This is a genomic window from Crossiella sp. S99.2 (genome assembly GCF_023094165.1).
Classification (GTDB): Bacteria; Actinomycetota; Actinomycetes; order Mycobacteriales; family Pseudonocardiaceae; genus Crossiella.
Genome location: NZ_JALMDK010000018.1, coordinates 79358 through 106035, shown reverse-complemented (window position 1 = coordinate 106035; position 26678 = coordinate 79358). Strand labels below are relative to the sequence as shown.

At 70.0% G+C, this 26678-nt stretch carries 24 protein-coding genes; 13 read left to right on the top strand and 11 right to left on the bottom strand.

Annotated features, from left to right (window positions below; genetic code table 11):
* The first annotated feature begins 210 nt into the window (after nt 1-210).
* The 3 genes from MZC64_RS42470 to rox all read left to right on the top strand — a co-directional run bounded on the left by MZC64_RS42470 (nt 211) and on the right by rox (nt 4688).
* Complete coding sequence (locus tag MZC64_RS42470; protein WP_247765154.1) at nt 211-759, top strand: hypothetical protein; 549 nt, start codon at nt 211-213, stop codon at nt 757-759.
* Nucleotides 752-3055 carry an IPT/TIG domain-containing protein gene (locus MZC64_RS42465; protein ID WP_247765153.1) on the top strand — a complete coding sequence of 768 codons (2304 nt, stop codon included), beginning with the start codon at nt 752-754 and terminating at the stop codon, nt 3053-3055. Before MZC64_RS42470 ends, MZC64_RS42465 begins: the two co-directional genes overlap by 8 nt.
* Before the next feature lie 208 nt (nt 3056-3263).
* Nucleotides 3264-4688, top strand: a complete 1425-nt coding sequence (rox, locus tag MZC64_RS42460) for a rifampin monooxygenase (protein WP_247765152.1) — start codon at nt 3264-3266, stop codon at nt 4686-4688.
* Here the strand turns inward: rox and MZC64_RS42455 are convergent.
* Nucleotides 4681-5931, bottom strand: coding sequence for an MFS transporter (locus MZC64_RS42455; protein WP_247765151.1), 1251 nt, complete (start codon nt 5929-5931; stop codon nt 4681-4683). The genes rox and MZC64_RS42455 overlap by 8 nt on opposite strands.
* A 236-nt stretch (nt 5932-6167) precedes the next feature.
* Here MZC64_RS42455 and MZC64_RS42450 point away from each other — a divergent pair, with 236 nt between their 5' ends.
* The 3 genes from MZC64_RS42450 (at nt 6168) to MZC64_RS42440 (ending at nt 11401) form a co-directional block, all read left to right on the top strand.
* On the top strand, nt 6168-6890 hold the full coding sequence (locus MZC64_RS42450; RefSeq protein WP_247765150.1) for a hypothetical protein: 723 nt from the start codon (nt 6168-6170) through the stop codon (nt 6888-6890).
* 210 nt (nt 6891-7100) lie between these two features.
* Nucleotides 7101-10649 carry an ImpA family metalloprotease gene (locus tag MZC64_RS42445; protein ID WP_247765149.1) on the top strand — a complete coding sequence of 1183 codons (3549 nt, stop codon included), beginning with the start codon at nt 7101-7103 and terminating at the stop codon, nt 10647-10649.
* A gap of 122 nt (nt 10650-10771) precedes the next feature.
* On the top strand, nt 10772-11401 hold the full coding sequence (locus MZC64_RS42440) for a LysE family translocator (protein WP_247765148.1): 630 nt from the start codon (nt 10772-10774) through the stop codon (nt 11399-11401).
* 646 nt (nt 11402-12047) lie between these two features.
* Here MZC64_RS42440 and MZC64_RS48400 read toward each other — a convergent pair.
* The 5 genes from MZC64_RS48400 to MZC64_RS42410 are packed head-to-tail and all read right to left on the bottom strand — an operon-like array spanning nt 12048 to nt 16226.
* Complete coding sequence (locus MZC64_RS48400; protein ID WP_282106774.1) at nt 12048-12887, bottom strand: MurR/RpiR family transcriptional regulator; 840 nt, start codon at nt 12885-12887, stop codon at nt 12048-12050.
* Between the two features lie 15 nt (nt 12888-12902).
* Entirely contained in the window at nt 12903-13823 is a 921-nt protein-coding gene (locus tag MZC64_RS42425; protein WP_247765147.1) for an ABC transporter substrate-binding protein, read from the bottom strand.
* Entirely contained in the window at nt 13820-14506 is a 687-nt protein-coding gene (locus tag MZC64_RS42420; protein ID WP_247765146.1) for an ABC transporter permease, read from the bottom strand. The genes MZC64_RS42425 and MZC64_RS42420 overlap by 4 nt, the downstream gene beginning before the upstream one ends.
* 2 nt (nt 14507-14508) lie before the next feature.
* On the bottom strand, nt 14509-15144 hold the full coding sequence (locus tag MZC64_RS42415) for an ABC transporter permease (protein WP_247765145.1): 636 nt from the start codon (nt 15142-15144) through the stop codon (nt 14509-14511).
* Nucleotides 15141-16226, bottom strand: a complete 1086-nt coding sequence (locus MZC64_RS42410; protein WP_247765144.1) for an ABC transporter ATP-binding protein — start codon at nt 16224-16226, stop codon at nt 15141-15143. Before MZC64_RS42410 ends, MZC64_RS42415 begins: the two co-directional genes overlap by 4 nt.
* Before the next feature lie 161 nt (nt 16227-16387).
* Here MZC64_RS42410 and MZC64_RS42405 point away from each other — a divergent pair, with 161 nt between their 5' ends.
* Nucleotides 16388-17869 carry an aromatic amino acid ammonia-lyase gene (locus tag MZC64_RS42405; RefSeq protein WP_247765143.1) on the top strand — a complete coding sequence of 494 codons (1482 nt, stop codon included), beginning with the start codon at nt 16388-16390 and terminating at the stop codon, nt 17867-17869.
* A 24-nt stretch (nt 17870-17893) separates the two neighbouring features.
* Here MZC64_RS42405 and MZC64_RS42400 read toward each other — a convergent pair whose 3' ends face one another.
* Together MZC64_RS42400 and MZC64_RS42395 are read right to left on the bottom strand one after the other, a co-directional pair.
* Nucleotides 17894-18661 carry a hypothetical protein gene (locus MZC64_RS42400; protein WP_247765142.1) on the bottom strand — a complete coding sequence of 256 codons (768 nt, stop codon included), beginning with the start codon at nt 18659-18661 and terminating at the stop codon, nt 17894-17896.
* 43 nt (nt 18662-18704) lie between these two features.
* A complete protein-coding gene (locus MZC64_RS42395) occupies nt 18705-19481 on the bottom strand; it encodes a nuclear transport factor 2 family protein (RefSeq protein WP_247765141.1) in 777 nt (258 codons plus the stop codon).
* Between the two features lie 94 nt (nt 19482-19575).
* Here MZC64_RS42395 and MZC64_RS42390 point away from each other — a divergent pair, with 94 nt between their 5' ends.
* The gene (locus MZC64_RS42390) at nt 19576-20523 is read left to right on the top strand and encodes a sigma-70 family RNA polymerase sigma factor (RefSeq protein WP_247765140.1); all 948 of its coding nucleotides are present in this window, start codon (nt 19576-19578) and stop codon (nt 20521-20523) included.
* Here the strand turns inward: MZC64_RS42390 and MZC64_RS42385 are convergent.
* Complete coding sequence (locus MZC64_RS42385) at nt 20515-21480, bottom strand: YafY family protein (protein ID WP_247765139.1); 966 nt, start codon at nt 21478-21480, stop codon at nt 20515-20517. The genes MZC64_RS42390 and MZC64_RS42385 overlap by 9 nt on opposite strands.
* 62 nt (nt 21481-21542) lie before the next feature.
* Between MZC64_RS42385 and MZC64_RS42380 the strand changes: the two genes are divergently transcribed.
* From MZC64_RS42380 to MZC64_RS42360, 5 genes are all read left to right on the top strand, one after another.
* A complete protein-coding gene (locus MZC64_RS42380) occupies nt 21543-22112 on the top strand; it encodes a DinB family protein (RefSeq protein ID WP_247765138.1) in 570 nt (189 codons plus the stop codon).
* Complete coding sequence (locus tag MZC64_RS42375; RefSeq protein ID WP_247765137.1) at nt 22109-22570, top strand: VOC family protein; 462 nt, start codon at nt 22109-22111, stop codon at nt 22568-22570. The genes MZC64_RS42380 and MZC64_RS42375 overlap by 4 nt, the downstream gene beginning before the upstream one ends.
* Nucleotides 22571-22667: 97 nt before the next feature.
* The gene (locus MZC64_RS42370; RefSeq protein WP_247765136.1) at nt 22668-23246 is read left to right on the top strand and encodes a sigma-70 family RNA polymerase sigma factor; all 579 of its coding nucleotides are present in this window, start codon (nt 22668-22670) and stop codon (nt 23244-23246) included.
* Nucleotides 23246-23968, top strand: coding sequence for an anti-sigma factor (locus MZC64_RS42365; RefSeq protein WP_247765135.1), 723 nt, complete (start codon nt 23246-23248; stop codon nt 23966-23968). The genes MZC64_RS42370 and MZC64_RS42365 overlap by 1 nt, the downstream gene beginning before the upstream one ends.
* Nucleotides 23969-24046: 78 nt before the next feature.
* On the top strand, nt 24047-24478 hold the full coding sequence (locus tag MZC64_RS42360; protein ID WP_247765134.1) for a nitroreductase family deazaflavin-dependent oxidoreductase: 432 nt from the start codon (nt 24047-24049) through the stop codon (nt 24476-24478).
* 47 nt (nt 24479-24525) lie between these two features.
* Here the strand turns inward: MZC64_RS42360 and MZC64_RS42355 are convergent, their stop codons facing one another.
* The gene (locus MZC64_RS42355; protein ID WP_247765133.1) at nt 24526-24732 is read right to left on the bottom strand and encodes a hypothetical protein; all 207 of its coding nucleotides are present in this window, start codon (nt 24730-24732) and stop codon (nt 24526-24528) included.
* A gap of 207 nt (nt 24733-24939) precedes the next feature.
* Entirely contained in the window at nt 24940-26649 is a 1710-nt protein-coding gene (locus tag MZC64_RS42350; RefSeq protein ID WP_247765237.1) for an FAD-binding dehydrogenase, read from the bottom strand.
* Between the last annotated feature and the right edge of the window lie 29 nt (nt 26650-26678).

Sequence of the window (26678 nt, the reverse complement as noted above, 5' to 3'; positions counted from 1 at the left end):
TCGTGCCGGTTTAAGCCACCGTTGAATCCCCGGCAAGAAAAAACTGAATCAGTTTACAGTCGGTCGGTCAGTTGCTAACGTTCCCGGCTGGGCCCCTTCGCGGCAGTGGCGAGTGCGCGGCCCCATCCTGGGGGAGGCATTTATTGTAGGGCTATTTGTGCTGCGTCTGATTATGTGTATCGAGTTCTGTTCACGTCATCAGGAGAACTCATGTCATTCAGGATAAAGGCCGGTTTCCTGGCGGCCGCGGCGATCACCGCCGCCGGAGTGGTGTCGGCCCCCGCCGTGGCGGCACCAGCTCCGGCCAAGATCGCCGCCGGCGAGTTCGTGGCCATCGCGATCAAGCCTGGAACTGCGGGAACCAAGGACGATCCGCCGCTGTTCGAGTGCCACTGGAACCACGGCGCCACCCCGGCCGGCGGGGTGGCCGCGATCAACTACTACGCCAACTTCAACTGCGGACCCGGCCCCAACCCGCTGTCGGAAATCCAGGCCAAGATGTACTCCGGCAAGGGCCAGCTGGAACACGCCGCGCCCAAGGGCGGTCCGGTGTTCAACGGACCGGTGGAGAGCAAGGCCACCTTCTACGGCCCGCGTCCGGGTAGTCAGCACTATGTCCGCTCCCAGTCCCGAGTGGAGCTGATCATGGACCCGGATGGCACCAAGTATTGGTGGTACCGGCTGCCCGAGGGCTGCACCGGACTCGGCGGCTATATCGCCACCTGCGACCTGAAGACCGAGGTCTTCACCTATGAGTGAGAACGAAGGGAATTCCGTGCGTAAGCGACTGACCGGGGTTGTTTCCCTGGCCGCCGCCTTCACCGTGATCGCAAGCCTGGCGCCAGGGGTGGCGCTGGCCGCCGCCGCGCCCGCGGTGACCGGGTTCAGCCCGATCGGCGGTGACGCGGGCGCCGGCTTCACCGTTTCCGGCAGCGGCTTCGGCACCGACGCGGCCGCGGCCAAGGTGAGCATCAACGGCGTCACCGCGACCGTCACCGGCGTCACGGACACCAGCCTGACCGCGCTCGTCCCGGCGGGCACCGGCGCGGGCAAGATCCAGGTGAGCACCCCGGACGGCTCCGCCAGCAGCGCGGAGGACTTCGTCATCGCGCCCGAGCGGTACAAGTTCGCCGACATCGCCTACACCAGCGGCATCCTGCCCGACTCCAAGGGCCAGCTGGTGGACATCAACGCGGGCAAGAAGATCGGCCTGATCCGGTTCAGCGGCACCGCGGGCCAGCGGGTCAGCTTCGGCTTCGACAAGAGCACGCTGAACTCGCGTTTCGACGTCAAGCCGTACCTGCCCAACGGCAAGCAGCTGCTCGTCGACGGCTTCCGGGTGGAGAAGAACTTCGCCAAGGAGGGCGGCCAGTACCTGCTGCCGCCGCTGCCGGTGACCGGCACCTACTCGCTGGTGATCGACCCGACCACGGACACCGGCGTCGGCAAGATCAACGTGATCCAGCCGAACATCAAGGACGGCGGCGTGCTCAGCCCCACCGGGGCCGCCACCAGCATCGCCTTCCACGACCCCTGGTACCAGGTCGCGCTGACCATCAACGCCGAGGCTGGCCAGGTCTACAGCCTGACCCCGACCGACTGGAACTTCCCGGCCAGCGCCCAGGTGATGGCGACGATCTTCGGCCCGGACGACCGGCAGCTGTTCAGCTCCACGCCGTTCAGCGCCCGGCCCAGCGCGTTGTCCTTCGAGGCCAAGGTGTCCGGCCGGTACCAGGTGTTCCTGGTCAGTGACAGCCTCACCGTCGGTTCGCAGCCCGGCTCGCTGGTGCTGACGCTCTCGCAGAGCGTGGACGCCGGCCGGGTCGAGGTCGGCGGCGCGCCCAAGCAGCTCACCGTGGCCCGGCTCGGCCAGGCGCAGAAGCTGGTTTTCGCCGGCAAGACCGGGCAGAAGCTGGGCTTCGGCATCACCGATGTCGCCCAGGGCGCGGCCATCCCGTCGCTGAGTGTGGTGGCCCCCAACGGCAAGAGCTGGCAGCTGACCCCCGGCGCGGACGCGGAGATGCCCGAGGCGCTGCCGGTCGACGGCGACTACACGCTGTGGTTCAACCCGGTGCCCAACACCGGCACCTACACGCTCTGGGTGTCCGAGGACGTCAACGGTGGCGTGCTGCCCCTCGACGGCGAACCCGCCGAGATCAGCGTGGACCGCCCTGGTCAGAACGTGCGCTTCACCATCAACGCCACCGCCGGGCAGAAGGCCGGCCTGGGCATGCTGCACCCGTGGGGCACCGGCCTGATCGCGGTGCTGCGCGACCCGACCGGCAAGAAGCTGCTGGACATGGGCGCCCGTAACAATGTGGACTTCACCTTCCCCGCCACCGGAACCTATGAGTTCCTGGCGGACCTGGGCGCGGTCTCCGGCGTCGGCACCTTCGTGCTGTCCTCGGACCTCAACAAGGGCGAGTTCAGCGACACGGTGGTGCTGCCGGTGCAGCGGGCCGGCCAGAACGCCCGCGCCACTTTCCAGGGCAGCGCCGGCCAGCGGATCAGCCTGGGCTTCTCCGACACCACGCTGAACGGCCAGTACCGGGTGAAGTTGTTCCAGCCCAACGGAACCGAGATCGGCGGCGGCTTCGGCTCGGTCTACGCCGGCCGCGACGACAAGGACATCGTGCTCCCGGTGGCCGGGACCTACGAGATCCAGCTCGACCCGACCGATGAGAACACCAACACTGGTGATGTCCGGGTGACCCTGTCCACCGCGGTCAACGGTGGCTCGCTCACCGCAGGCGGCGCGGCGGTGCCGCTGGTGCTGCCGCGGGTGGGTCAGGACGGCACGCTGTCCTTCGCGGGCACGGCGGGGCAGAAGCTCGCGCTGACCTTCGCGGGCAACAACTTCCAGCCCTCGAAGAACTTCCGGGTCAGTGTGCTCGGCCCGGACGGCAAGCCGTTGACCGGCCTGGACGGCAAGCTGAAGACCGACACCACGAACCTCGCGATCCCGGCGTTGCCGAGTGCTGGCAACTACACCGTGGTGATCGACGGGGACCGGGCGGCGACCGGCGGTATCACCGTCGGGCTGATCGCCGGCTGAGCTGGTGGGGGCGGCGCCGCCCGGTATCGGCGCCGCCCCCACCACCGTCCACAGTGGCCGGAAAAGCAGAATGGGCAAGGAGAACTCTCCTTGCCCACTTCAACTTATAACGCACAGGGGGCCTTGCGGCAAGGCCCCCTGTCTGCTGCACACTCTGCGGCCGAAGCCAGTACCTGCGAAAATGCGAGCTTGGCGAATCGGGGGACGCATGATTGACGTGATCATTGCCGGCTGCGGGCCGACCGGTCTGATGCTGGCGAGTGAATTGCGGTTGCACGGTGTACAGGCACTGGTGCTGGAGAAGGATCCGGCGCCGACCAAGGTGGTGCGCTCGCTCGGCCTGCACGCGCGCAGCATCGAACTGCTGGACCAGCGTGGGCTGCTGGAACCGTTCCTGGCGCTGGGCAAGCAGCATCCGGTCGGCGGGTTCTTCGCAGGGATCACCAAGCCCACACCGGCGCGGCTGGACAGCGCGCACGCCTACGTGCTCGGCATTCCGCAGCCGGTCACCGTGCGGCTGCTGACCGAGCACGCGCTCGAAGCCGGAGTGGAGATCCGGCGCGGTAACGAGCTGATCGGGCTGAGTCAGGACGCGGACGGGGTGCACGTCGAGCTGGCCGATGGCAGCCGGTTGCGTGCGCGGTACCTGGTGGGCTGCGACGGTGGCCGGAGCACGGTGCGCAAGCTGCTCGGCGTCGGTTTCCCCGGTGAGCCGTCCCGGGTGGAGACGCTGCTGGGTGAGATGGAGCTGACCGCCTCGCCGGAGACGCTGACCGCGGTGATGGCCGAGGTCCGCAAGACCCAGTTCCGGTTCGGCGCGATGCCGTTGGGGGACGGGGTGTTCCGGGTGCTGGTGCCCGCCGACGGGGTCACCGAGGACCGGTCGGTGCCACCGACCCTGGACGAGTTCAAGCGGCAGCTGGTGGCGCTCGGGGGCACCGACTTCGGTGTGCACTCGCCGCGCTGGCTCTCGCGTTTCGGCGATTCGACCCGGCTCGCCGACAGTTACCGCACCAGCCGGGTGCTGCTGGCCGGCGACGCCGCGCACGTGCACCCGCCCACCGGTGGGCAGGGGCTCAACCTGGGCCTGCAGGACGCGTTCAACCTGGGCTGGAAACTGGCCGCCGAGGTCAACGGCTGGGCCCCGGCCGGGCTGCTGGACAGCTACCAGGCCGAACGCCGGCCGGTGGCCGCGGACGTGCTGGACAACACCCGCGCGCAGATGCAGTTGCTGTCCCCGGACCCTGGCGCCCAGGCGGTGCGCCGGTTGCTGGCGGAGCTGATGGACTTCGAGGAGGTCAACCGGCACCTGATCGAGAAGGTCATCGCGATCGGGATCCGGTACGACTTCGGCGACGGGCCCGAGCTGCTCGGGCGGCGGCTGCGCGATATCGAGCTGAAGCAGGGCCGCCTGTATCCGCTGCTGCACGCCGGTCGCGGACTACTGCTGGACCAGACCGGGCGGCTCTCCGCGGCGGGCTGGGCGGACCGGGTCGACCACGTGGTGGAGGTCAGCGAGGAACTGGACGCGCCCGCGGTGCTGCTGCGCCCGGACGGCCACGTGGCCTGGGTCGGCGAGGACCAGCGGGACCTGCTCGACCACCTGCCGAGGTGGTTCGGCGCGGCTAGCTAGGACCGTTGTCCCGCAAGGCTTTCGGTCGCAGCTCCGGGGTGAGGGTGGCGTAGATCGCCAGCAGCACCAGCACCACTTCGTAGACCAGCAGGGTGGTCGGCACGCCGAATGCCTCCAGCAGCAGACCGGTCAGCGCGTAGCCCAGTGGCTGCGCGGTGTCGGAGATGAAGGTCAGGAAGCCCTCCACCTTGCCCAGGTGCTCATTCGGCACGATGCCCATCAGGTACTTCAGCTGGATCACGTTGAGCACCGCGATCTGCAGGCAGATCACGCCCCACACCAGGGCGGTGCCCCAGCCGGGCAAGTCGAGCAGCAGCAACGGGAACAGCGCCGCGGTGAGCCAGTGCTTGCCGATCACGGTCGGCAGCAGGCCGAGCCGGTCCTCCAGTTTCGGGGCCAGCAGCGAGCCGGCGATGCTGGCCACCGCGGCGAAGGTGAACACGGCGCCGATCTCGATGCCCGCGGCGCCGTTGTTCTTCACCAGCACGATCAGCAGCAGGCCGATGCCTGCAAAGAGGAAATCGCCGATCGAGGTGAGGATGGTGAGGCCGCGCAGCAGCGGCAGGCTCAGCGCGATCCGGCCGCCGCCGGTCAGTTCCGCCCGCCACCGCACGGGTTCCGCGGACCGGGTGCGGTCCGGGCCGAGCCTGGCCCGGATGCCCAGGATGCACACCGCGATGGCCAGGAACGAGATCGCGTCGATCAGGAACGGCGAACTCGGCCCGGTGACCTCGAACATCAGCCCGGCCAGGGGCGGGGCGATGATCGCGGCGATGCCCCAGATCATTTCGCTCTGCCCGGCGGCGGCACCGAGTTCGCGCTGACCGACGATCCGGGGCAGCGCGGCGGTGTTGGCGATGCGGTACACGGTGGCGGCGGCGCTGTTGACGATGGCCACCAGGTAGAGCTGCGGCAGGGTCAGGCTCTCCAGCAGGTAGGCGATCGGGATCGAGGTGATCGAGACCATGCTCAGCACCGAGGAGCCGATCATCAGGCCGCGCCGGGAGATCCAGTCCACCAGCGCGCCCGCGGGCAGCGCCAGCAGCAGCGGCGGAATGGCCTCCACACTGCCCACCAGCCCGGCGTGCAGCGGCGAGCCGGTCATCAGCAGCACCAGCAGCGGCAACGCGATCGCGGTGACCTCGTCCCCGATCGCGCTGAGCACCGTGCCGCCCCACCACAGCCGGAAATCCCGGTTGTCCCTGAGCCTGGCCGGCCGCTGGTCGTTGGTTTCGACCGTCACCTTCGTCCTTTCCCCCATCCGGCCCGCCCGCTGGCACAGGACTGCCCGAAAGTACCTTGCCATTCGATGCGTGCTCCGGTTCGCGCCGTTATCGTACGCCGTCCGATTGGGCGGTTCGGAGTATTTCCTGACCGGTGGCCGTTCGTATACGGTCAGTAGTGCCGGTGGTCATCGGCCAAGCCGCGTCTTTGCCGGGATGTAGTTCTCGGGGCTTTGCTTTTTGAGGAGAGAATGCTGTGAACGGTTATTCACGCGCGCGCTCTCGCTGGTCGAGAACGGTCGGAAAACTCGCGGCCATTGCGGCCATGGTCGTGGTCGGCGGCGCCCTCGCCGCCGGACCCGCCGCCGCCACCGACACCGCGCCCGCGGCGGCGGGTGACAAAAAGGTCGAGGTCATCAAGGCCGCGCCGGCCGGGGTGGCGTTCACCGGCTGGGTCTGCGGCGGCTCGCCGATTCCGGCCGGTCACGTCATCACCATGCTGAGCACGGCCTGCGGCGGCGTGTCCTGGTACCTGGAACCGGCCCGCAACGGGCAGTGGACCTGTCTGGGCTCACCCATTCCCACCCCGTACGTGATCACCATGCTCAGCCCGAACGGGTGCGGCGGCACCGGCCGCTACATCGAACTCCCGCGCAACGGGCAGTGGATCTGCCTCGGTTCGCCATTCCCGGACGGCTATGTCATCAGCATGCTCAGCGCGAATGGCTGCGGCGGCACCGGTCAGTACATCGAACTCCCGCGCAATGGCATGTGGACCTGTCTGGGTTCGCCCATTCCGCCGGGTTACGTCATCAGCATGCTGAGTCCGAATGGCTGCGGTGGCACCGGCCGCTATATCGAACTGCCGCGCAATGGCATGTGGATCTGCCTCGGTTCGCCGATCCCGCCTGGTTACGTGATCACCATGACCAGCCCGAACGGGTGTGGTGGTATGGGCCAGTACATCGTGCGCGCCTGAATCAGACCCCCACCGGAATGGCCCGTCCACGCCTGGACGGGCCATTCCGCCTTTTTCGTCCGACCGGCGTACTCACGCTGGGTGCCCGGTACCCAGGTACCGATTGAGTGACCCCCTTACCCCCTTTCTCGCCGCGCCAAACCTGCTGAGCCGCCCCTAACGTCGATCGTGGTGGTGAATCCGCCGTCCGGGGATGAAGGGCGAGATCACGTGGACAGACGCAATCACCGGGTGGCGCTGGGCGCGCTCGGACTGGTGGCCGTGCTACTGGGCTGGTGTGGCACGGCCGGTGACCCGGCCGCGGCGGCGGGCACCTCGGGGGAACAGCTGCTCGTCAGCGAGGCCGCGCAGCAGCCCCCGGTGCAGATCGACGGGGCTGTGGCCCCGGTCCCGCTCACCGTCGGCCAGAAGGTGGAACTCGCCGCGACCGCGGTCCGCCCCGACGGCACCCGGACCGACATCAGCGCCCTCGCGCAGTGGACCACCGGCGACCGCGCGGTCGCGACCGTGGACAAGGGCGTTGTCACCGGGGTGGGTCCGGGCACGACCGCCATCACCGCCCTCTATCAGGGGGTCAAGGGTTCGCGGTCGGTCAAGGTGACCAAGCCGGCCGACGGGGACCGGATGGCGCGGGCGCTGGCCACCGGCGACCCCAAGCTGGTCACCCAGCAGGAACTCCTGGCCCACCTGCCCAAGGCCCTCGGCAAGCGGCAGTCGCTGCCGTACGAGATCATCCCGGACGGCGCGGTCGTCACCTTCACCCCCGGCCCCAACGCGGGCCAGATCCGCCAGCTCTCGCCGTACCTGCAGCCGTTGCTGACCGGCACGCACAACGGGGGCAGCAGTGACTCGCCCAACCGGGTGCTGGCCGCGGTCGGCAGCTCCTCGCTCAGCGAGACCAGACTGGCCTACTTCGCGGGCAACCCGTTTGTGAACACCTCGCTGAGCGGGCCGAACATCCCGATGGACGAGGCCGGGATGGTCCCGCTCGTGCTGAGCACCACCGCCTGGCTGCTGGGCAAACCGGGCACTGCGGCGGGCGAACTCACCGGCAAGATCGTCATCGCCAACACCGCCTCCTCCCGCGAGAAGCCGATGAAGGAGTTCCTGGCCAAGAACTTCCCCAAGCTGATCGTCAACGGCGGCAATTCCGCCTACGGGGCCTGCGATTTCAAGCCCGGCACCGCGAATCCGTGCCTGACTGGCGCGGCCGCGCTGTTCGTCGGCGACACCAGCGGCACCGACGATCCCGTGCTGCGCGCCCAGATCGCCGGGGCCTACAGCTCCGGGATCCCGCTGCTGGTCTTCGGCGAGACCAGCGCGGGCGAGTCGACCAGCAACCTGCTGATGCGGGATCTGGGCAACCCGGAGACCGGCTCGAACTACTTCCAGCGCAACCTGATCCGGCAGTCGCCCAAGTCCGCGCAGGCGCCGGCCAAGGTGACCGACGACCAGTTCGCCAGGGACGCCACCGAGATCGCCCGGCGGCTCAACGGAAATCCGCTGGCACTGGCCGACTACAGCAAATGCATCACCGACTACTCCTTGCACGGCAGCTACCTGACGTCCTGTGTGGACAGTCCAACGCCGGGATCCGCCGCCTTCATGGGCGCCATCACCCGGCTGAAGGCGGCCGTGGCCGGGCTGAACGCCTTGGCGCACAACGTCTTCGCGCCGCCCAGGGTCAACGACCAGAACGAGACCATGCGGGTGCTTGCCCTGCTCGCGGACAAGCAGCGCACCGGCGCCCAGGGTTCCCAGCCCGGCGACAACGTGGTGGCGATCGACTACCCGATCGACCAGCAGGACCCGAAGCGGATCACCCAGGCGCTGTTCGCCGACTGGTTCGTGCTCACCGCCTGGCCGGGCAACAGAAAGGCGAATGACCTCGGCACCGCCTGGTGCATTAGCCCGGTCCAGGTCGCCCAGGGCACCTGTCCGGAGCCGAACTTCCCGGCCCAGACCGACCGATCGATGACCTTCACCGCCACCGATCTGGACGAGTGGACCGCGACCCGTTTCGACCTCATTCCCGGCCGCGCGGGCACGCTCACCCTGACCAACGATCCGAACATCCCGGTCTATGTGCGGGCCTTCCCGACCCGGGTGAACACCCGCACCGGCGAGGTCGAGAACGGCGTGTCCAAGTACACCCGGCCGCAGTTCCTGGCCACCGACTGGGTGCGGCTGCCGCCGAACAAGGCGGTGACGATCAGCTCGCCCTACGGCGGACCGCTGTACATCCGGATGGACGGCACTGGCAAGAAGTCCGGCATCGGGGTGAACGTGGCCTTCGCGGGGATGGGCCAGCACCCGGCGGTGCTGGACATGAACGACCTGGGCCAGCTGGACCGCTACGCCAAGGAGATCGCCACCACCAAGGCTTACTACACCGACCTGGTGGGTGACGGCTTCCAGTTGCACGCCCCGGTGTCCCGGGTCCGCAAGACCTTCGAGGCCGCCGGTCTCACCGACATGGGCCTGACCACCTTCTACACCGGACCGAGCGGGGTGCGGAAGTTCCTGCTGGAGATCCGCGACTCCTGGTACAACCAGGAAATGCGGCTGGCCGGGCTGAAGGTCATGGGCGCCAAGCTCGAAGAAACCGTGCCGAAGCCGGTGCAGGCGATCTGCGCGACCTACAAGTGGCCGTGCCTGGACCCGGAAATCAACTCCCGCAAGCGAATCCAGCACGTCAACTACGACCTGTACACGATGTGCGGCAACCTGTGCTCCGGAAACCCGATCGACATGGGCGGTGACGGCGCCGTCTACCCGGTCAGCCCCGGCATGAACCACGAACTCGGCCACAACCTGCAACGCCACCAGCTCAACATCGGCTGGGCGGACACCGGCGCGGGCAGCCAGCCCGGCAAGATCGACACCTGGACCAACTACGTCCCTCGCTCCGGCGAGACCTCCAACGACATCTTCACCCACTTCGTGCTGTGGAACTTCGCCCGCAAGGTGCGCCCCGCCCGCGGTGACGGCAAGGTCGACGACCCGCTGACCTGGTACTCCGAGGACGGCTTCGTCACGCTGTTCGCCAGCCACCGCTCGGCGATGGGCAACGTGATGAAGGACGGCAAGCGGGTGGTCTACGACGCCGAGTGCAAGGTCGCCAAGTCCTATCCGGCCTCAGCGACGGCCAAGAGCGCCCTCACCGACGCGGTCTGGGGCGAGGAGGGCACCTACACCAACCGCCACACCCGGCTGACCTTCTACCTGACCCTGCCCATCCTGTTGGAGGGCAAGACAATGGCCAACGGCACGAAGCTGGACAGCGGCCCCGACATCTACACCGCGCTCTACGGCGCGGCCCGCACCTTCACCGCCTGGGCGGACGATGAGGCGAAGTGGCACGCGCGCCGGTCCGACCTGGGCCTCTCGCTGTTCCCGTACTCGGGAGCCCCGGCCTATGGCGGGAAGAACGTGGGCGAGATGATCGGCAACGATTTCCTGCTGGTGCAGCTGTCCCGGATCACCGGGTACGACTTCCGGCCGTACTTCGACGCCTTCGGGGTGACCCACACCAGCCTGGCGGGCAAGCAGGTCGAGGCCAACGCGCCAGCGGAGGGCCTGCGGAAACTGACCCTGGCCCTGCCGGTGCTCGGCAAGTTCCAGCCGCCGCTGAAACTGACCGAGGTGCGCACGGTCGACCTGGCTGACCCGAACGCGGCCTGGCCGGGCGCGGACGTCAATGGCAGCTCGGCCTTGGAGCACGTGGACTTCCAGCCCACGCGCTGCACGGGCAGCTGAGGTAGCCACCGCCGTCCCCGGCCGCCGCGCACGATCGGCGGCCGGGGTCGGCGCGGCCCGGATCCTGCCGACTGTCGAAAAGTCCCAGGCGTCTTGTCGGCAGGCTGTGCGAGTATCCGGAAATGCCGATCGACCTGCATCTTCTCGCGTTGTTCACGCTGGCGACGATGGTCGCCATGCTGACCCCCGGGCCGGACATGCTGTTCGTACTCGGTTGCGGCATCAAGGGCGGCCCCCGCGCCGGCCTGTTCGCCACCGCAGGGGTGGCGGTGAGCGAGGCGGTGCACGTCGCCCTCGCGGCCGTCGGCCTGGCCGCGCTGTTCGAGGCCGCACCGACCGCGTTCACCGTGGTGCGCATCGCGGGTGCTGTCTACCTGGTCTACCTCGGCGTGCAGATGATCCGCAACCGCGGTCAGGAAAGCCCGGACGAGGTGCAGTCCGGCGGCGGCATGACCGCGCGCAAAGCCTTCCTCAACGGCCTGTTCACCAACCTGATCAACCCGAAGATGGTCACCTTCACCATCGCCTTCCTGCCCCAGTTCATCAACCCCGCCCTGGGCCAGGTGTGGCTGCAGTTCGCCATCCTGGGCGCGGTGCTGATCGTGCTGGAGTTCCTGGTGGACGGCACGGTCGGCGTGCTCGCCGGCCGGATCGGCGGCTGGCTGCGCACCCGCCGCGCAGCCAAGCGCCGCATCGACATGGCCACCGGCGGCATCTTCATCGGCCTCGGCGTCAAACTAGCCGCCGACTAACCAGCGCCGACTAACCAGCGCCGGGTAACCCGCACCGTGTTGGCCGTTCCGGACGGCGTGTTGGCCGTTGTCGTACGGTGTTTTGGCCGTTATGGGCGGCGTCTTGGCCGTTGTGGACGGTCCAGGCGGTGACTGCCGAGAGCAGGCGGGCGAAGCCCGAAACCGGTGGCAGGGGTGGCTTTTCAAACGTCTCCTGAGCTTCGGTTTTAAGATCAAAAAAGGATGGCCTCGCCGGCCGGGCAGACCACCGGAGGGGTGGGGCAGATCAAGAGCCGGGTCCAGCGGGTTGCGGGGCTGGGCAGGCTGCCGGGGTCGGATCCAGCGTGGCTCCGAGGGCTCGCGTGTTCTCCGCACGGCCGTCCGCCAGCCAACCACACCTCACCGAGCGGCCCCGGTCGCGTTGGGCGGTGTTGGCGGCGGCAGGTTGCAGGGGCCACTCGGTGAGGTGTGGTCTGCATGCTCCAGGCCGTACGGAGAACACGCGAGAGCCCTCGTCGTGGGGTTTTCACCCCCAACCCCACCCCGTCACGGGGCTCGAGCCCCGCTCTCGTACCACTTGGGCCAACTGGTACGCCCGCTTGGGCAAAGCCGGCGTACGGGTTGGCCCAACTCGCCGTCCACAACGGCCAACACGCTGGGGGTGGGGTTAGTCGGTTAGGAAGACCTCGCGTTGGGCTGCGGACTGTTCGAAGGCTTCCAGGCTGGCCTGCTGGGTGGGGGGTAGGGCGGCGAGCATGGCGTGGAGGAGGGCTGCGCACAGGGCGGTGGAGGCGGCGTGGGAGTCGAAGGCGAACTGGGAGCTGACGGGGGCGGTGAGGACCAGGTCGGCGTGGTCGGTCAGGGGGGTGATGGGTTGGTCGGTGACCAGGATGGTGGTCAGGCCGACTTGTTTGGCCCAGGTCAGGGCGGACAGGGTTTCGCGGGGGTAGCGGGGGAGGGCGAAGGCCAGTACGCAGGTGGCGCCGGCGTCGACGGCTCGGGTGAGGCCGTCTTCGAGTAGGGAGCCGGGGATGTCCAGGACGCGGACGTCGAGGTGGACTTTGGCGGCGAAGTAGCCGAAGAGGTGGGCCAGGGGGGCGGAGACGCGTTGGCCGATCACCGGGAGGGGGCGGGAGGCGGCCAGGGCGGCGGCGGCCTGGTGCAGGGGGCCCAGGTCGGCGAGGCTGTCGCGTAGGGCGTGCAGGTTGCGGATTTCGGTGTCCACCAGCAATTGGATCTCGTTGAGGGCCTCGGTGGGGGCGGGTTTGGCCGGTTTGGTGAGGACCAGGGCGCGGAGGGCGGCGCGGAATTCGGGGAAGGCGTCGAAGCCGAGGGCGAAGGCGAAGCGGGTCACCGATGCCTGGCTGACGCCGACCCGTTCGGCCAGGTCCACGGTGCCCAGGAAGGCCGCTTCGTGCGGGTGGTCCAGCAGGTACCGGGCGATGCGCCGCTGGGCGGGGGACAAGCGCCGCCCGCCCAGCAGCTGCCGCAGTCCGGTCGAGTCCATCGCGCTCTCAATTCCTTACTGGGAGCCGAGTCCGTGCTGTTCGAGCCAGGCCTTGGCGACGCGGTCCGGGTCTTCCTTGTCGTTGTCCACCTTGGCGTCGAGCTTACTGAGTTCCTCGGTGGTGAGTTTGGTGTTGAGCGCGGCGAGGGCTTCGGTGACGGTGGTGCTGGCCTTGGCCTCGTTGACCAAGGGCACGATGTGTTGGGCTGGCACGAGTTTCTTCGGGTCGTCCAGGATCACCCAGTTGTTGTTGGTGATCGTCACGTCGGTGCTGAACAGGTTGGCCACCTGGATGTCGCCGCCGCGCAGTGCGCCCCTGGTGAGCGGGCCGCCGGTGTCGAGGGCCTTGAAGTCCTTGAACTCCGCGCCGTACAACTCCTTCAGCCCGACCAGGCCGACGTACCGGGTCTTGTCCTCGGCGGGGCCGCCGAAGATCAGGTCCTTGGCGTGCGTGCGCAGGTCTTCCAGGGTTTTGAGGCCGTAGCGGTCCGCGGTTTCGCGGGTGACGACGTAGACGTCCTTGTTCTCCGCGGCGGCGTAGGGCAGCACCTTGACGCCCTGGGGCACGGTCCTTTCCAGTGCCTGCTGGACGTCCTCGGCGGCGCTCTGGCGGGCGTTCTTGTCCAGGAACTGGAGCAGGCTGCCCTGGTACTCGGGCAGCACGTCGATGTCGCCCTGTTTGAGCGCGGGCACGATGATCTCGCGGGAGCCCAGGTTCTGCTTGACCGTGGCGGTGATTCCCTTGGCCCGCAACGCTCCCGCGTACAGGTGGCCGAGGATGACGTTCTCGCTGAAGTTGGCCGTGCCCACCACCAGGCCGCCGGATTTGCCCATCGGGTTGCGTTTGGGGTCCAGGGAGGTCAGGCCGCCCGCGCAGGCGGTCATGGCCAGACTCAGGCAGGCCAGGATCGCCGCTGTGGCCAGTCGGCGCTTCATGATTCGCTCCTTCGGTTGCGCAGCAACGATCCGCGTGGGGTGAGCACCCGTTGCAGTCCACTGAGGACCAGGTCGAGCGCGATGGCCAGCACCGCGATCAGCAGGGCGCCGCCAAAGACCTGGGGCAGGTCGTTCTGGGCGAAGCCGTCGAAGACGTAGCGGCCGAAACCGCCGAAGCTGATGTAGGCGGCGATGGTCGCGGTGGCCACCACCTGCACCACGGCCAGCCGTACGCCGGTCATGATCAGTGGTACGGCCAGCGGCAGTTCGATCTGGCAGAGCACCTGCCAGCCGTTGAGGCCGGTGCCGCGGGCGGCGTCACGCACGTCGTGGTCGACCGCGGCCATGCCGGCGTAGGTGTTGGTGACGATCACCGGGATGGCGAGGACCACCAGGGCCACGTACACCGGCCACAGGTTCAGGCCGCTGATCAGGAACACCAGGATCACCACGCCCACGGTGGGCAGGGCGCGGCCGAAGCTGCTCAGGTTGATGGCCAGGAAGGCGCCCTTGCCGGTGTGGCCGATCAGCAGGCCGATCGGCAACGCGATCAGCACCGCGACCAGGGTGGACAGCAGCGAGTACTGGAGGTGCTCGAACAGCCGCGCCAGGATGCCTTCCGGGCCGGACCAGCGGGCGCTGTCGGCGAACCAGCCGAGTACCTCGGCGATGAACTGACCCATGCCTACCGTCCTCTCCTGGTCCACGGGGTGAGCATGTGCTGCAGGCCGACCAGGGCCAGATCGGCGATCAGCGCCAGCAGCAGGGTGAGTGCCACGCCCGCGATGACCGGCACCGCGAAATCGCGCTGGAACCCGTCGATGAACAGCTGGCCGAGCGCGCCGTGCCCGATGAACCCGGCCACGCTGACCAGGCTGATCGCCATCACCGTCGCCACCCGGACGCCTGCCATGATCACCGGCAGAGCGAGTGGCAGTTCGACGGTGAGCAGGGTGCGCAGGCCGCCGTACCCCATCGCGCGGGCGGCCTCGCGGACGTGGTGCGGGACGGTGGCCAGGCCCTCGACCGTGTTGCGCACCAACACAACCAGTGTGTAGGTGGTCAGGCCGATCACCGCGGTGAGGTAGCTGAGCCCGGTCAGCGGCAGCAGCAGGATGAACAGCGCCAGCGAGGGAATGGTGAACAGCACCCCGGAGATGCCGAGCGCGACGCCCTTGAGCACCGGCAGGCGCACGGCCAGCACGCCCAGCGGCAGGGCCAGCATGAGTCCACAAAGGACGGAGATGGCGGCGATCGCGCTGTGCTCCAGGGTGGTCAGCGCCAGTTCGCTCGCGTGGTCGGGGATCCAGGACCATTTCACGGTGTGACCACCTGGGCCCGGAACCGCGCGGCGCGTTCGTTGATCCGTTGCTGGCTGGACACCCCGGCGACCAGGCCGTCCGCGTCGACGCGCACCGCGAGCCCGGCGGGGGAGGACACGGTGGCGTCCAGTGCGGCCAGCAGGGTGTCTTCGGCGGTGAGTCCGGTGACCGGGATCGGGTCGGCTTCGGCCAGCGTGCCGGTGGTGGGCAGCCGGTCGGTGTGCAGCCAGCCCAGCGGCTTGCCCTGGCCGGTGATCAGCAGCAGCCAGCCGTCGGTGGCGCGGCGGGCCTCGGCGATCGTGCTGGACGCGGTCGCGGTGGGCACCGGCTCGACCGGGACCTCGGCCAGGGTGGTCAGGGTGAGCAGTTTCAGGCCGCGTTCGGCGCCCAGGAAGTCGGTGACGAACTCGTCCGCGGGCCGGGCGAGCAGCTCGGCTGGGCTGGCGAACTGCACCAGGTGGCCGCCGGTGCGGAAGACCGCGATGCGGTCGCCGAGTTTGACCGCCTCGTCGATGTCATGGGTGACGAACACGATTGTCTTGCGTAATTCCGCCTGGAGTCGCAGGAGTTCGTCCTGCAAAAGCGTGCGGACCACCGGATCTACTGCGCCGAATGGTTCGTCCATCAGGAGGATCGGCGGATCGGCGGCGAGTGCCCTGGCCACGCCGACCCGCTGTTGCTGACCGCCGGAGAGCTGATGCGGATACTTCGGCCCGAGTTCCTGGGCCAGTCCGACGGTGTCGAGCAGTTCGGCCACCCGGTCCCGGATCCGGCCACGATCCCAGCCGAGCAGCCGGGGCACGGTGGCGATGTTGTCCGCGATGGTGCGGTGCGGGAACAACCCGGACTGCTGGATCACGTAGCCGATGCCCTTGCGCAGCGCCGAGGCCTTGAGTTTCCGCACGTCACGGCCACCGACGAGCACTTCGCCGCTGGTCGCCTCGATCATCCGGTTGATCATGCGGAGGGTGGTGGTCTTGCCGCACCCAGACGAGCCGACGAGCACCGTGAGCCGGCCTTCGGGCACGTCCAGGTCGAGTTCGCGCACCGCGGTGGTGCCGTCGGCGAACTTTTTGTTCACAGCCGCGAAACTGATCAAGACGATTCACCTCTTGTTAATCGTGAATGCGTTCATGCAGGCTCTGTGGTGCGTCAACCGAAGTCAAGAGACCGTCCACAAAAGTTCACAACCAGGAAACGGCGGGAGACGTGGAGCCCTCGCACGCCCAGAAAGGCCGGACCATGCACCTGGACGTTTCCGCCGCGCCGACCGCCGCCGTTGATCCCGTGGTGCTCACCGGGTGGTCCACCACCGCCGCCGAGGTGGTGCGGGTGGCCCGCGGGCACGTCCCGGTGCTGCTGGACGAGGTCGGCAGGCAGCGCCTCGAAGCGTCCTGGCAGGCCGTCCAGCGGGTCGTGCTGCACCGCCCGGTGTACGGCCGCACCACCGGCGTCGGCGCCAACCGAATGGAGGTCGTGGACGCGGAAAGCCTGCCGGAGCACGGTTTGCGGCTGTTGCGCAGTCACGCCGGCGGTCTGGGCGGGCTGCTCACCGAGGAACAGGTGCGCGCGATGCTCGCGGTGCGGGTCAACCAGCTGCTCGCCGGCGGCGCGGGCCTGCGCCCGGCGGTGGCCGAGGCGCTCGCGGCCGCGCTCAACTCCCGGCTGTTCCCCGCGGTGCACGAGTTCGGCGCCATCGGCACCGGCGACCTGACCGCGCTGGCCGAGACCGGCCTGACCCTGATCGGCGAACGCCCCTGGCTCGGCGAAGGCCCGGCCCCCGAACCGATCACCCTGGACTCCGGTGACGCCCTCGCGCTGATGAGCAGCAACGCGCTCACCATCGGCATTGCCGCGCTGGCCTGGCACGAGGCGCACCGGCTGCTCTCGGCCACACACGTGGTGACCGCGCTGTCCTTCCTGGCCGTGGACGCCTCGCACGAGCCCCTGGCCGAACGGGTGCACGCGGCCCGCCCGCACCCCGGCCAGGTCCAGACCGCGGCCGAACTACGCAGGCTGCTCGGCGACCCGCTGCGCCCGGCCGCCCGGATCCAGGACCCCTTCGGCTACCGCTGCTACCCGCAGGTGCACGGACCCGCGCTGGACGCCGCCGCCGACCTGGGCAAGGTGCTGGGTGTGGAGATCAACGCCGCCGCGGAGAACCCGTTGATCGACGCGGAGAACGACGTGGTCTACCACCACGGCGGCTTCCACTGCGCCCACCTCGGCCAGGCCCTGGACCGGCTGCGGCTGTCCCTGCTGCACACCGGCCAGCTCTCCACCGCCCGCCTGGCCAGCCTGGTCGAACCCAAGTTCACCGGCCTACGCCCGTTCCTGGCCGACGGCGCCAGCGGCAGCTCGGGCGTGATGATCCTGGAGTACGGCGCCAACTCCGCCCTGGCCGACATGCGCACCCTGGCCGAACTGGCCAGCCTGGGCAACGCGGTGGTGTCCAGGGGCACCGAGGAGCACTCCAGCTTCGCCTTCCAGTCCGCCCGCCAGTCCCTGGAAACCCTGGCCTCCTTCCGGCTGGTGCTGGCCTGCGAACTGGTCGCGGCGGTCCGGGCGTTGCGGATGCGCGAGCTGGCGCCCGCGCCGGGCACGCCGCTGCGCCGGGCCTACGAGCTGGCGGCGGCGCGGCTGAACCCGAGCATGACCGACCGCCAGCTCAGCCCGGACGTCGAGGCTGGCGCGGAACTGGTGGAGGAGTTCGCCGACTTCTGACAGTCCACAGTGGACGGTGTGTGGTCAGCCGGGCAGCACGGTATCCGGGTGGCAGCCCGGGTTGCCCTCGCCCGTCCGCTTCTCCCGCCAGGACATCCCGTGGGTGCGCAGCTCCCCGGCTTTGCGCACCACCCTGATGCAGTCCATCGACTCGCCGCGCCCCGCCCACACCGCCACCGCGACATCGGCGCCCAGCACCTTCACCAGCGCGCCCTGCCGCGGTGCGGCGTCGGCCGGATCCGGTTGCGGCAAGCCGATTTCCGTGCGTACGGTGGCCAGCACCTCCGCCTGTCCCGGCGCGGCGGGCAGCCCACGCAGCAACGCCGTGAGCTTCTCGTCCGCGTCGGGTGGGACCTGCCAGAAGACCGGCAGTGGCGGCGGGGTGTACGGGGTGGCGACCTTCGGGCAGGCGGTCCGGTCCGGCTCGCCGATGATCCCGTAGTAGTTGAAGTTCATCTCGTAGCAGGCGTCCAGCGCGGGCTTGCGGCTGCCGAGAATTCCGCTGGGTTCCTGGGCGTCCCGGTGGATCCGGATCACCAGGTGGGCGGTCTGCTCGTTCGTGTCCAGCCCGTGTGGCACCTCCCGGGCCACCAGCACCGCGAAGTCCGCCGACTTGCCCAGGTTGGTGGCCAGTGCCGCCCGCGCGAACCCTGCCGCGTCCGACTGTCTCGGGTAGCTGATCGCGGTCGCCAGGGTCCCGGCCTGCCGGTCGGTTTCGGTGTCGCCGGGGTGGGCGCAGGCGGTCAGGACCAGGATCAGGCCGAGCGCGGGCACAAGGCGGTGGGTACGCACCCGGGTAGCCAACCGTGCCCGCGCGGCCTTGTCCTGAGTGTTTCTACTTCTCCGGATGGGACAGGTGCTGGTGGATCAGCTGCCAGCCGCCGTCGCGGCGCTGGAAGACCCGGGTGCCGCGCGAGCGATCCTCTACGCCGTCGGTGACGATCCGGTCGATTCCCCACGACACAGCCAGATCGCCGTCCACCCGCACGGTGAGATCGGGGGTGTCGAAGGTGATCCGCTCCGGCGAGGATTCCAGGCCGTGGCGGCACACCTCGCGGACCGCGTCGATGCCGACGTACTCCAGTGGGCCTGCGTGTTCGTAGGACACGATGTCCGGGGCGATGGCAGCCATCAGGCCGTCCAGGTCCTTGGCCGCGGTCTGCGCGGACCACTGCTCGTGCACGGCCCGGACCTCGGTGGCGGCGATCTCCGGCAGGGTGCTCGGGTCGGTGAAGGAGTGGTGTTCGTGGGTGACGCTCCACCGGTCGCCGGTCTTGGTCAGGCCGAGGGTCAGGCGCAGTCTGCGGTCCGGGTCGCGCTCGAAGTCGGCGGGGGTGCCGCAGCGCAGCAGGGCGAAGGCGAAGGCGACCTCGGCGCCCGCGGTGACCTCCAGGGATTCGATCTCGAAGAGCGCGCCGCCGGACTGCCACTGGAAGAAGCCGGGCCAGCTGTCCCGGTAGGCGTCCAGGCCGCGCACGCCCTGCTCGGGCGGGGGCACGTCGAACATGACGATGCCGGGTGCGTGGTCGGCCAGCACGGCGGGCAGGTCGGCGGCGTGCACCGCGGTGGCCCAGCGCTGGATGAGGTCGCGGATCTGCGCTTCGTCGGTCATCTCGGGTCCTCCTGAGTAGTGACTGGTACCGGTGGAACCCGGGGAAACGCCGGAACTCATCGCGGTGGCGCGAACTTCCTTGCAAGATGGGCAGGTGACCGCGCCAGCCGACCTGCTCACCGCCGCCCGCCGCGGCGACGCCGACGCGTTCGAGGCGCTGGTCCTGCCCTACCGGGGCGAGTTGCTGGCGCACTGCTACCGGATGCTCGGCTCACTGCACGACGCCGAGGACGCGGTGCAGGAGTCACTCGTGCGGGCCTGGCGCGGACTGGGCAACCTGGACGACCGCGGGTTCGTGCGCGCCTGGCTGTACAAGATCGCGACCAACCGGTGTCTCACCATGATCGAACGCCGGGGCCGCCGGGAACTGCCGGTGGATCTGGACCCGGCCACGTCCGCCACCGAGGTCAGCTGGCTGGAGCCCTACCCCTCGCCCGAGCAGGATTACCTGGCCCGCGAGGGCGTGGAACTGGCCTTTGTGGCCGCGTTGCAGCACCTGACCGCGACCCAGCGGGCGGTGCTGATCCTGCGGGAGGTGCTCGGTTTCTCCGCCGCGGAGGTGGCCGGTCAGCTGGACAGCTCGGTGGCCTCGGTGAACAGCGCGCTGCAACGGGCCCGCAAGGTGATCGACTCGGCCGCGCCGACCCAGCAGACCGTGCTGCGCGAGCTGGGGGAGGACTCGGTCGCCGCGCTCGCGGCCCGCTGGACCGAGGCATGGCAGCTCGGCGATGTCGAGGCGATCGTGGCCATGCTGGCCGAGGACGCGCGCTACTCGATGCCGCCGCTGCCCGAGTGGTACCGCGGCCGGGACGCGATCCGCGCCTTCCTGCTCGACGGCCCGCTGCGCTACGGCTGGCGGTTCCTGCCGGCCGCGGCCAACGGACAGCTCGCCTTCGGCACGTACATGTGGGAGGAGGCCGCCAGTCAGTACCGGCCTGGTGGCCTGGATATCCTTACCCTGCAAGGTGATCGGGTGGCCGAGGTGACCTCCTTCCTCACCGCCGACCTGACCCGGTTCGGCCTGCCCGCGTACCTATCCTGACGCCGCGCGCAGCCGCTCGGCCAGTTCGCGGGCGCGCTGCCCGAGTTCGGGTGGGTCGAGCACCTGGAAGTCGTGGCCCAGCAGCAGCACGTGCATCAGCACCCCGTCCAGGTTGACGCCGCCGCTGAGCACCTCGCAGCGGTTGTCCTCGTGTGGCCGGACGACCGCCGCCGCGGCCGGGATCTGGGTGCGCACCAGCTCGGCCGGGGCGTGCACCAGGAAGCGGGCCTGGTGCGGGTAGACCCGGCTGGCCACGCCCTCCTGCACGTAGGTCGCGGCGTCGGGCACCGGGCGCGGGCGGAACCGCCAGGCCCGCGCGGCCACCTCGGCCATCCGGTCGACCCGGAAACTGCGCCAGCCGTCCCGGTCCAGGTCGTAGGCGAGCAGGTACCAGTGCCGGTCGGAGGCGACCAAGCGGTAGGGCTCGACCCGCCGCCTGCGCACCTCGCCGTGGGACGGGTAGTCAAAACCGGCCTCCACCTCATCGCGGCAGGCCCTGGCCAGGGTCAGCAGTGCCTCGGCGTCCACCGGTGTGCGGCCGCCGTCGAAAGAGACCACCGAGTCGGCCAGCGCCCGCACCTCGGCGCGCAGCCGGGTGGGCAGCACCCGGTCCAGTTTGGACAGTGCGCGCAACGCGGCCTCGCCCGCGCCGGCGACCGCGCCGCCCGCACCGGCCAGCAGCGAGACCGCGGTGGCGATCGCCTCCGCGTCGTCCAGCAGCAGCGGCGGCATGTCCTGGCCGGGGCCGAGCTGGTAGCCGCCGCCGACGCCCTGGCTGGCCTGCACCGGGTAGCCGAGCGCGCGCAGCCGCTCGACATCACGCCGCACCGTGCGCGCGGTGACGCCCAGTCGTCCGGCCAGTTCCGGGCCGGTCCAGACCGGGCGCTGTTGCAGCAGGCCGAGCAGGGTGAGCACCCGCTCGGTGGTGCCCCGCTCCGCGTCACCCGTCAGGTCCATATCGGGCAGCCTGCCAGAGATAGCGGACCGATACTGTCCGCTAGGGATGTCAGGGTGGTGCCATGGACGAACTCGACTGGAACCAGCGGTTGCGTGAGCAGTGGGAGTTCCACTGGAACCACCAGGTGCGCGCCCGGCTTGACGGCCTGACCGACGAGGAGTACTTCTGGTCGCCGGTCCCGGACGCCTGGAGCGTGCGGCCGCGCGGCGCCGCGATCACGCCGCTGGCGGTCGGCGGCGGCGACTTTGTCATCGACTACGCCTACCCCGCACCGGTGCCCGCGCCGTTCAGCACCATCGCCTGGCGCCTGGGCCACGTCATCGTCGGCGTGCTCGCCATGCGCAACGCCGCGCACTTCGGCGCCCCGGCGGCCGCCTATGACACCTGGGAGTACGCCGGGGACGCCGCCACCGCGCTCGACCAGCTCGACACCCAGCTGGACCTCTGGCTGGCTGGGGTGCGTGGCCTGGGCGCGGAGGGGCTCCGGGTGCCGGTCGGCGACAAGGAGCCCTACCCGGAGCTGGCCATGGCCGATCTGGTGCTGCACATCCACCGCGAACTGATCCACCACCTGTCCGAGGTCAGCCTGCTGCGCGACCTGTACCTGCACACGAACGGAGCCACCCGATGAGCCGCGAGGTCCAGTTCACCTTCGACGCGCACGACCCCAAGGCGCTGTCGATCTTCTGGCGGGCGGCGCTGGGCTACGTGCACCCGGCCCCGCCCGGCGTCGAGCTGCCCGCGGGCGCCGATGCGCTGGCCGCCTGGGACGACTTCCTGGCCGGACTGGGGGTGCCGCCGGAGCACCGCAACACCCGCTCGGCCATCGAGGACCCGGACGGGCGCGGACCACGGGTTTTCTTTCAACAGGTGCCCGAAGGAAAGGTCGCGAAGAACCGGGTGCACCTGGATGTGCGGGCGGCGCCCGGGTTGCAGGGTGCGGAGCGGATGGCGGCGCTGGAGGCCGAGTGCGCGCGGCTGGTCGAGCTGGGCGGGACGCGGGTGCTCCGGCACGACCCGGAACCGCCGATGGGGGCGGGGCACATCGTGATGACCGATCCGGAGGGCAACGAGTTCTGCCTGGACTGAGCGGGGACGACGGGCCAAAAACGGGGCTGAACCGGAGTGCTCCGGTGTGCGAACAAGAGGGTGTTCGTCCACCGATCGGAAGTGGGAGCCAGTCGTCATGCCGGAGCCCGTCCGCCTGCGTGCCACCCAGTCCGGCCAGGCCGCCCCGGCCACGGCCGAGGAACTGCTGGTGCTGGCCGCCCGTGGTGACCGCGCCGCTTTCGCCGGGTTCTACGACGCGGTGATCGGCCCCGTCTGGGGCATCGTTCGCCAGCTCGTCCGGGATGAGACGAGTTCGGCGACCCTCACCGAGGCGGTGTTACTGGCCGCCTGGCGAGAGGCGGCCGGGTTCGACCCGGACCGGGGGAGCGCGCTGGCCTGGATCGTGGCCCGCGCGCATCAGGCCGCCGTGCAGCACCTGCGCACCGGCACTCCGGTGCCGCGGCCAAGACCGGCGGCGGTCGCGGAACCCGAGGCGCCGCAACCGGAATCCGGTGGCGCGAGCCTGCGCAGGCATCAGCTCCGCCGCCAGCTGGCCGGGCTCACCCGGGAACAGCGCGACTGCCTGGTCCTGGCCTACTACCAGGGGCGGGACTGCGCGCAGATCGCGGCACTGCTGAACCTGCCCGTGCCCACGGTGCGACGGCGCCTGCGGGACGCCATGATCCGGCTCCGCGACTGCCTGGGAGTGACCTGATGAAACCCGCAGCCGACGCGCACGCGCTGACCGGCGCTTTTGTCGCCGGTGCGCTCTCCCCGGCCGAGCACGCCGACTACGACCGGCACCTGCGGGACTGCCCGAGCTGCGTGCTGGAGGTGGCCGAGTTCACCGCGACCGCCGCCCTGTTCGCCGAGGCCCTGGCCGAACCCCCGCCGCCAGGGCTGCGGGCCCGGGTGCTGACCGCGGCCGCCCGCACCACCCAGTTCCCGCCCGCGACCCCGCTGCCCGCACCGGAAATCCGCCGCTCCCGCCGGGTGCTGATCGCGGCCGCGGCGGCGGTACTCGCGGTGCTGCTGCTGGGCGTGCAGAGCACCGCGCCCGGTGACCAGGTGGCCGGTCAGGTCGCCGCGCAGGAGTTCTCCGCCGAGGCCGCCGCGCTGCTGGCCGCCCAGGACGCCCGGGTGCTCAGTGCCACCGCGCCGGGCGGCGGCACGCTGTCGGTGGTGCACTCCCCGGCGCGCGCGGCGGTGGTCCTGCTCGCCAGTGGCCTGCCCGCTCCGGCGGCGGGGCGCGGCTATCAGGCGTGGGTCATCGGGGTCGCGGGGGCGCGGTCGGCCGGGCTGTTGGGGGCGGGCAAAACCCTTGTCGCACATGGGGTCGCGCCGGGGGAGCGGATCGGGCTGACCGTGGAGCCCGCGGGTGGCTCGGCCCAGCCCACCACGTTGCCGCTGCTCACGGCGGTGCTCCCGGTCGGCTGAGCGCCGGTGGCGGATCGTCTGTCACCCGGACGGGCGGTACGGGGAATGGGGGCCGGAGGCCGGGCGTTGATCGTGGACATGGCAGAGCAGAACGTCGAGTTCAGTCCGACCGACTGGGTCCAGGACCAGACCAAGCGGATCCTGGACACCGGGACCACCGAGGGGATCGAGGTGCTGGGCTCGCCCATCGTGTTGCTGACGCTGCGCGGCGCGAAGTCCGGCAAGCTGCGCTACACCCCGGTGATGCGGGTGGAGCACCACGGCCGGTACGCGGTCGTGGCCTCCAAGGGCGGCGCCCCCGAACACCCGACCTGGTACCACAACCTCAAGGCACACCCGGAGTTCCCGTTGCAGGACGGGACCGTGACCAAGGACTACCAGGCCCGCGAGGTCGACGGCGCGGAACGGGCCGAGTGGTGGGAGCGGGCGGTCGCGGCCTACCCCGCCTACGCGGAGTACCAGGAGAAGACCGACCGGCAGATCCCGGTGTTCGTGCTCGAACCGAAGTGACCGGTTCCCGGCGAGCCCCGGTGCGGACGGGGCTCGCCGGCACAACCTCAATCAGGCTGCGGACGGCGCCCGCCATCGCCGGTCGCGGCGTAGCCGGAGCTGCCCAGCCGCCCGATGTGCCGCAGCACCACCGCGGCCAGCACCGCCAGCAACACGATGCCCGCACCGGCGGCCACGGCGGCCAGGCTGCCCAGCACGGCCACCCCGAGGGCCAGGCCCAGCTCCTGCACCATCTCGGTGGAACGCGCCTGCACCCGCGGCGAGATCCTGGCCGAGACCGGCCTGGCCCACACCGCCCGCCAGGCCAGGGACCTCGAAGCCGCGCAGGCACACCTGGACCGGGCCCTGTCCCGCAGCCAGTCGCTGGGACTGCCCGCGCCCGCGTACCAGTTGGCCCAACTGGTACGCCCGCTTGGGCAAAACCGGCGTACCGGTTGGCCCAACTCGCCGGACTCCGGCCGCTACGCGCCCTCTCTGGCCGCGGCCCGCCCGGCCTGCCTGCCGGAGAACAGGCAGCCGCCGAGGAAAGTGCCTTCCAGGGCGCGGTAGCCGTGCACGCCGCCGCCGCCGAATCCGGCCACCTCGCCCGCCGCGTACAGCCCGGGAATGGGCTGGCCGTTGGCGCCGAGCACCCGGCCGGACAGGTCGGTTTGCAGGCCGCCCAGGGTTTTCCGGGTGAGGATGTTCATCCGGATCGCGATCAGCGGGCCCGCCGCCGGGTCCAGGATCTTGTGCAGTGGCGCGGTTCGGGCCAGGCTGTCGCCGGAGTAGGCCAGCGAGTTGCGGATGCCCATGATCTGGCTGTCCTTGGTGAACGGGTTGTCCACCTGACCGTCCCGCAAGGTGATCTGCCTGCGCAGGAAGTCCAGGTTGATCAGGTTGCTGCCGGTGAGCCGGTTCATGCCGGCGACCAGTTCCGGCAGTGCGTTGGCGATGACGAAGTCCTCGCCCTTGTCCATGAACGCCTTCACCGGCGGGGGCGTGCTGTTGAGCAGGCGGCTGGCCAGGTAGGCGATCAGGTTCTTCGCGGTCAGCTCGGGGTTCTGCTCGGACCCGGAGAGCACGAACTCCTTGTCGATGATCCGCTTGTTCAGCACGAACCAGGAGTAGTCGTGCCCAGAGCGCTTGATCAGCTCCAGCGTGCCGAGGGTGTCGTAGCTGGGCATGCCGGGGCTGGGGAAGCGGCGGCCGGTGGCGTCCACCCACAGCGAGGACGGCGCGGCCAGCACCCGGATCCCGTGGCCGGGCCAGATCGGGGTGTGGTTGGTCATGCCCTCGGTGTAGTGCCACATCCGGTCCCGGTTGACCACCCTGGCCCCGGCCTGCTCGGTGATGCCCAGCATCCGGCCGTCCACGTGCGCGGGCACGCCGGTGATCATGCGGGTGGGCGGCGGGCCCAAGCGGCTGGGCCAGTTGCGGCGCACCAGTTCCTGGTTGCCGCCGATGCCGCCGGAGGTGACGATGACCATCGGCGCGCGCAGCTCGAAATCACCGATTTTGGTGCGGGAACTGGGGGTGCCGCGGGCGGCGGTGCTGTGCGCCAGCACGCTGCCGCGTACCCCGGTGACCGCGCCGCCGGAGGTGATGAGCCCGTCGACCTGGTGGCGGAAGCGGAAGTAGACGTTGCCCTTGGCGTGCTGGTCGCGCACCAGCTTCTCGAACGGCTCCATCACCCCGGGACCGGTGCCCAGGGTCAGGTGGAAGCGCGGCACCGAGTTGCCCGGCCCGTCGGCCAGCATGCCGCCGCGCTCGGCCCAGCCGACGATGGGCACCCAGCGCACCCCCAGGCCGTGCAACCAGTTCCGCTTCTCCGCGGCGGCGAACTCCAGGTAGGCATCGGCCCACCGCTTGGCCCAGTAGTCCTCGCCGAGCGGATTGTCCACGCCCCGGTCGAAACCGGCGGTGTTGAACCAGTCGTTGCGGGCCAGTTCGAGGGAGTCCTTGATCCCGGCGGTGCGCTGCTCGGGGGAGTCGATGAGGAACAGCCCGCCCAGCGACCAGAACGCCTGACCGCCCAGGCTCGCCTCGGGTTCCTGGTCCAGCAACAGCACCCGCTTGCCCGCGGCGGCCAGTTCCGAGGTCGCGACCAGTCCGGCCAGGCCGGAGCCGACCACGATGACGTCCGCGTCCGCGCTGGGCCCGGCTGAGGGCGCGGCTTGCGCCTGGGCGATGCCGAGGGTGCCGCCGACGGCCAGCGCGC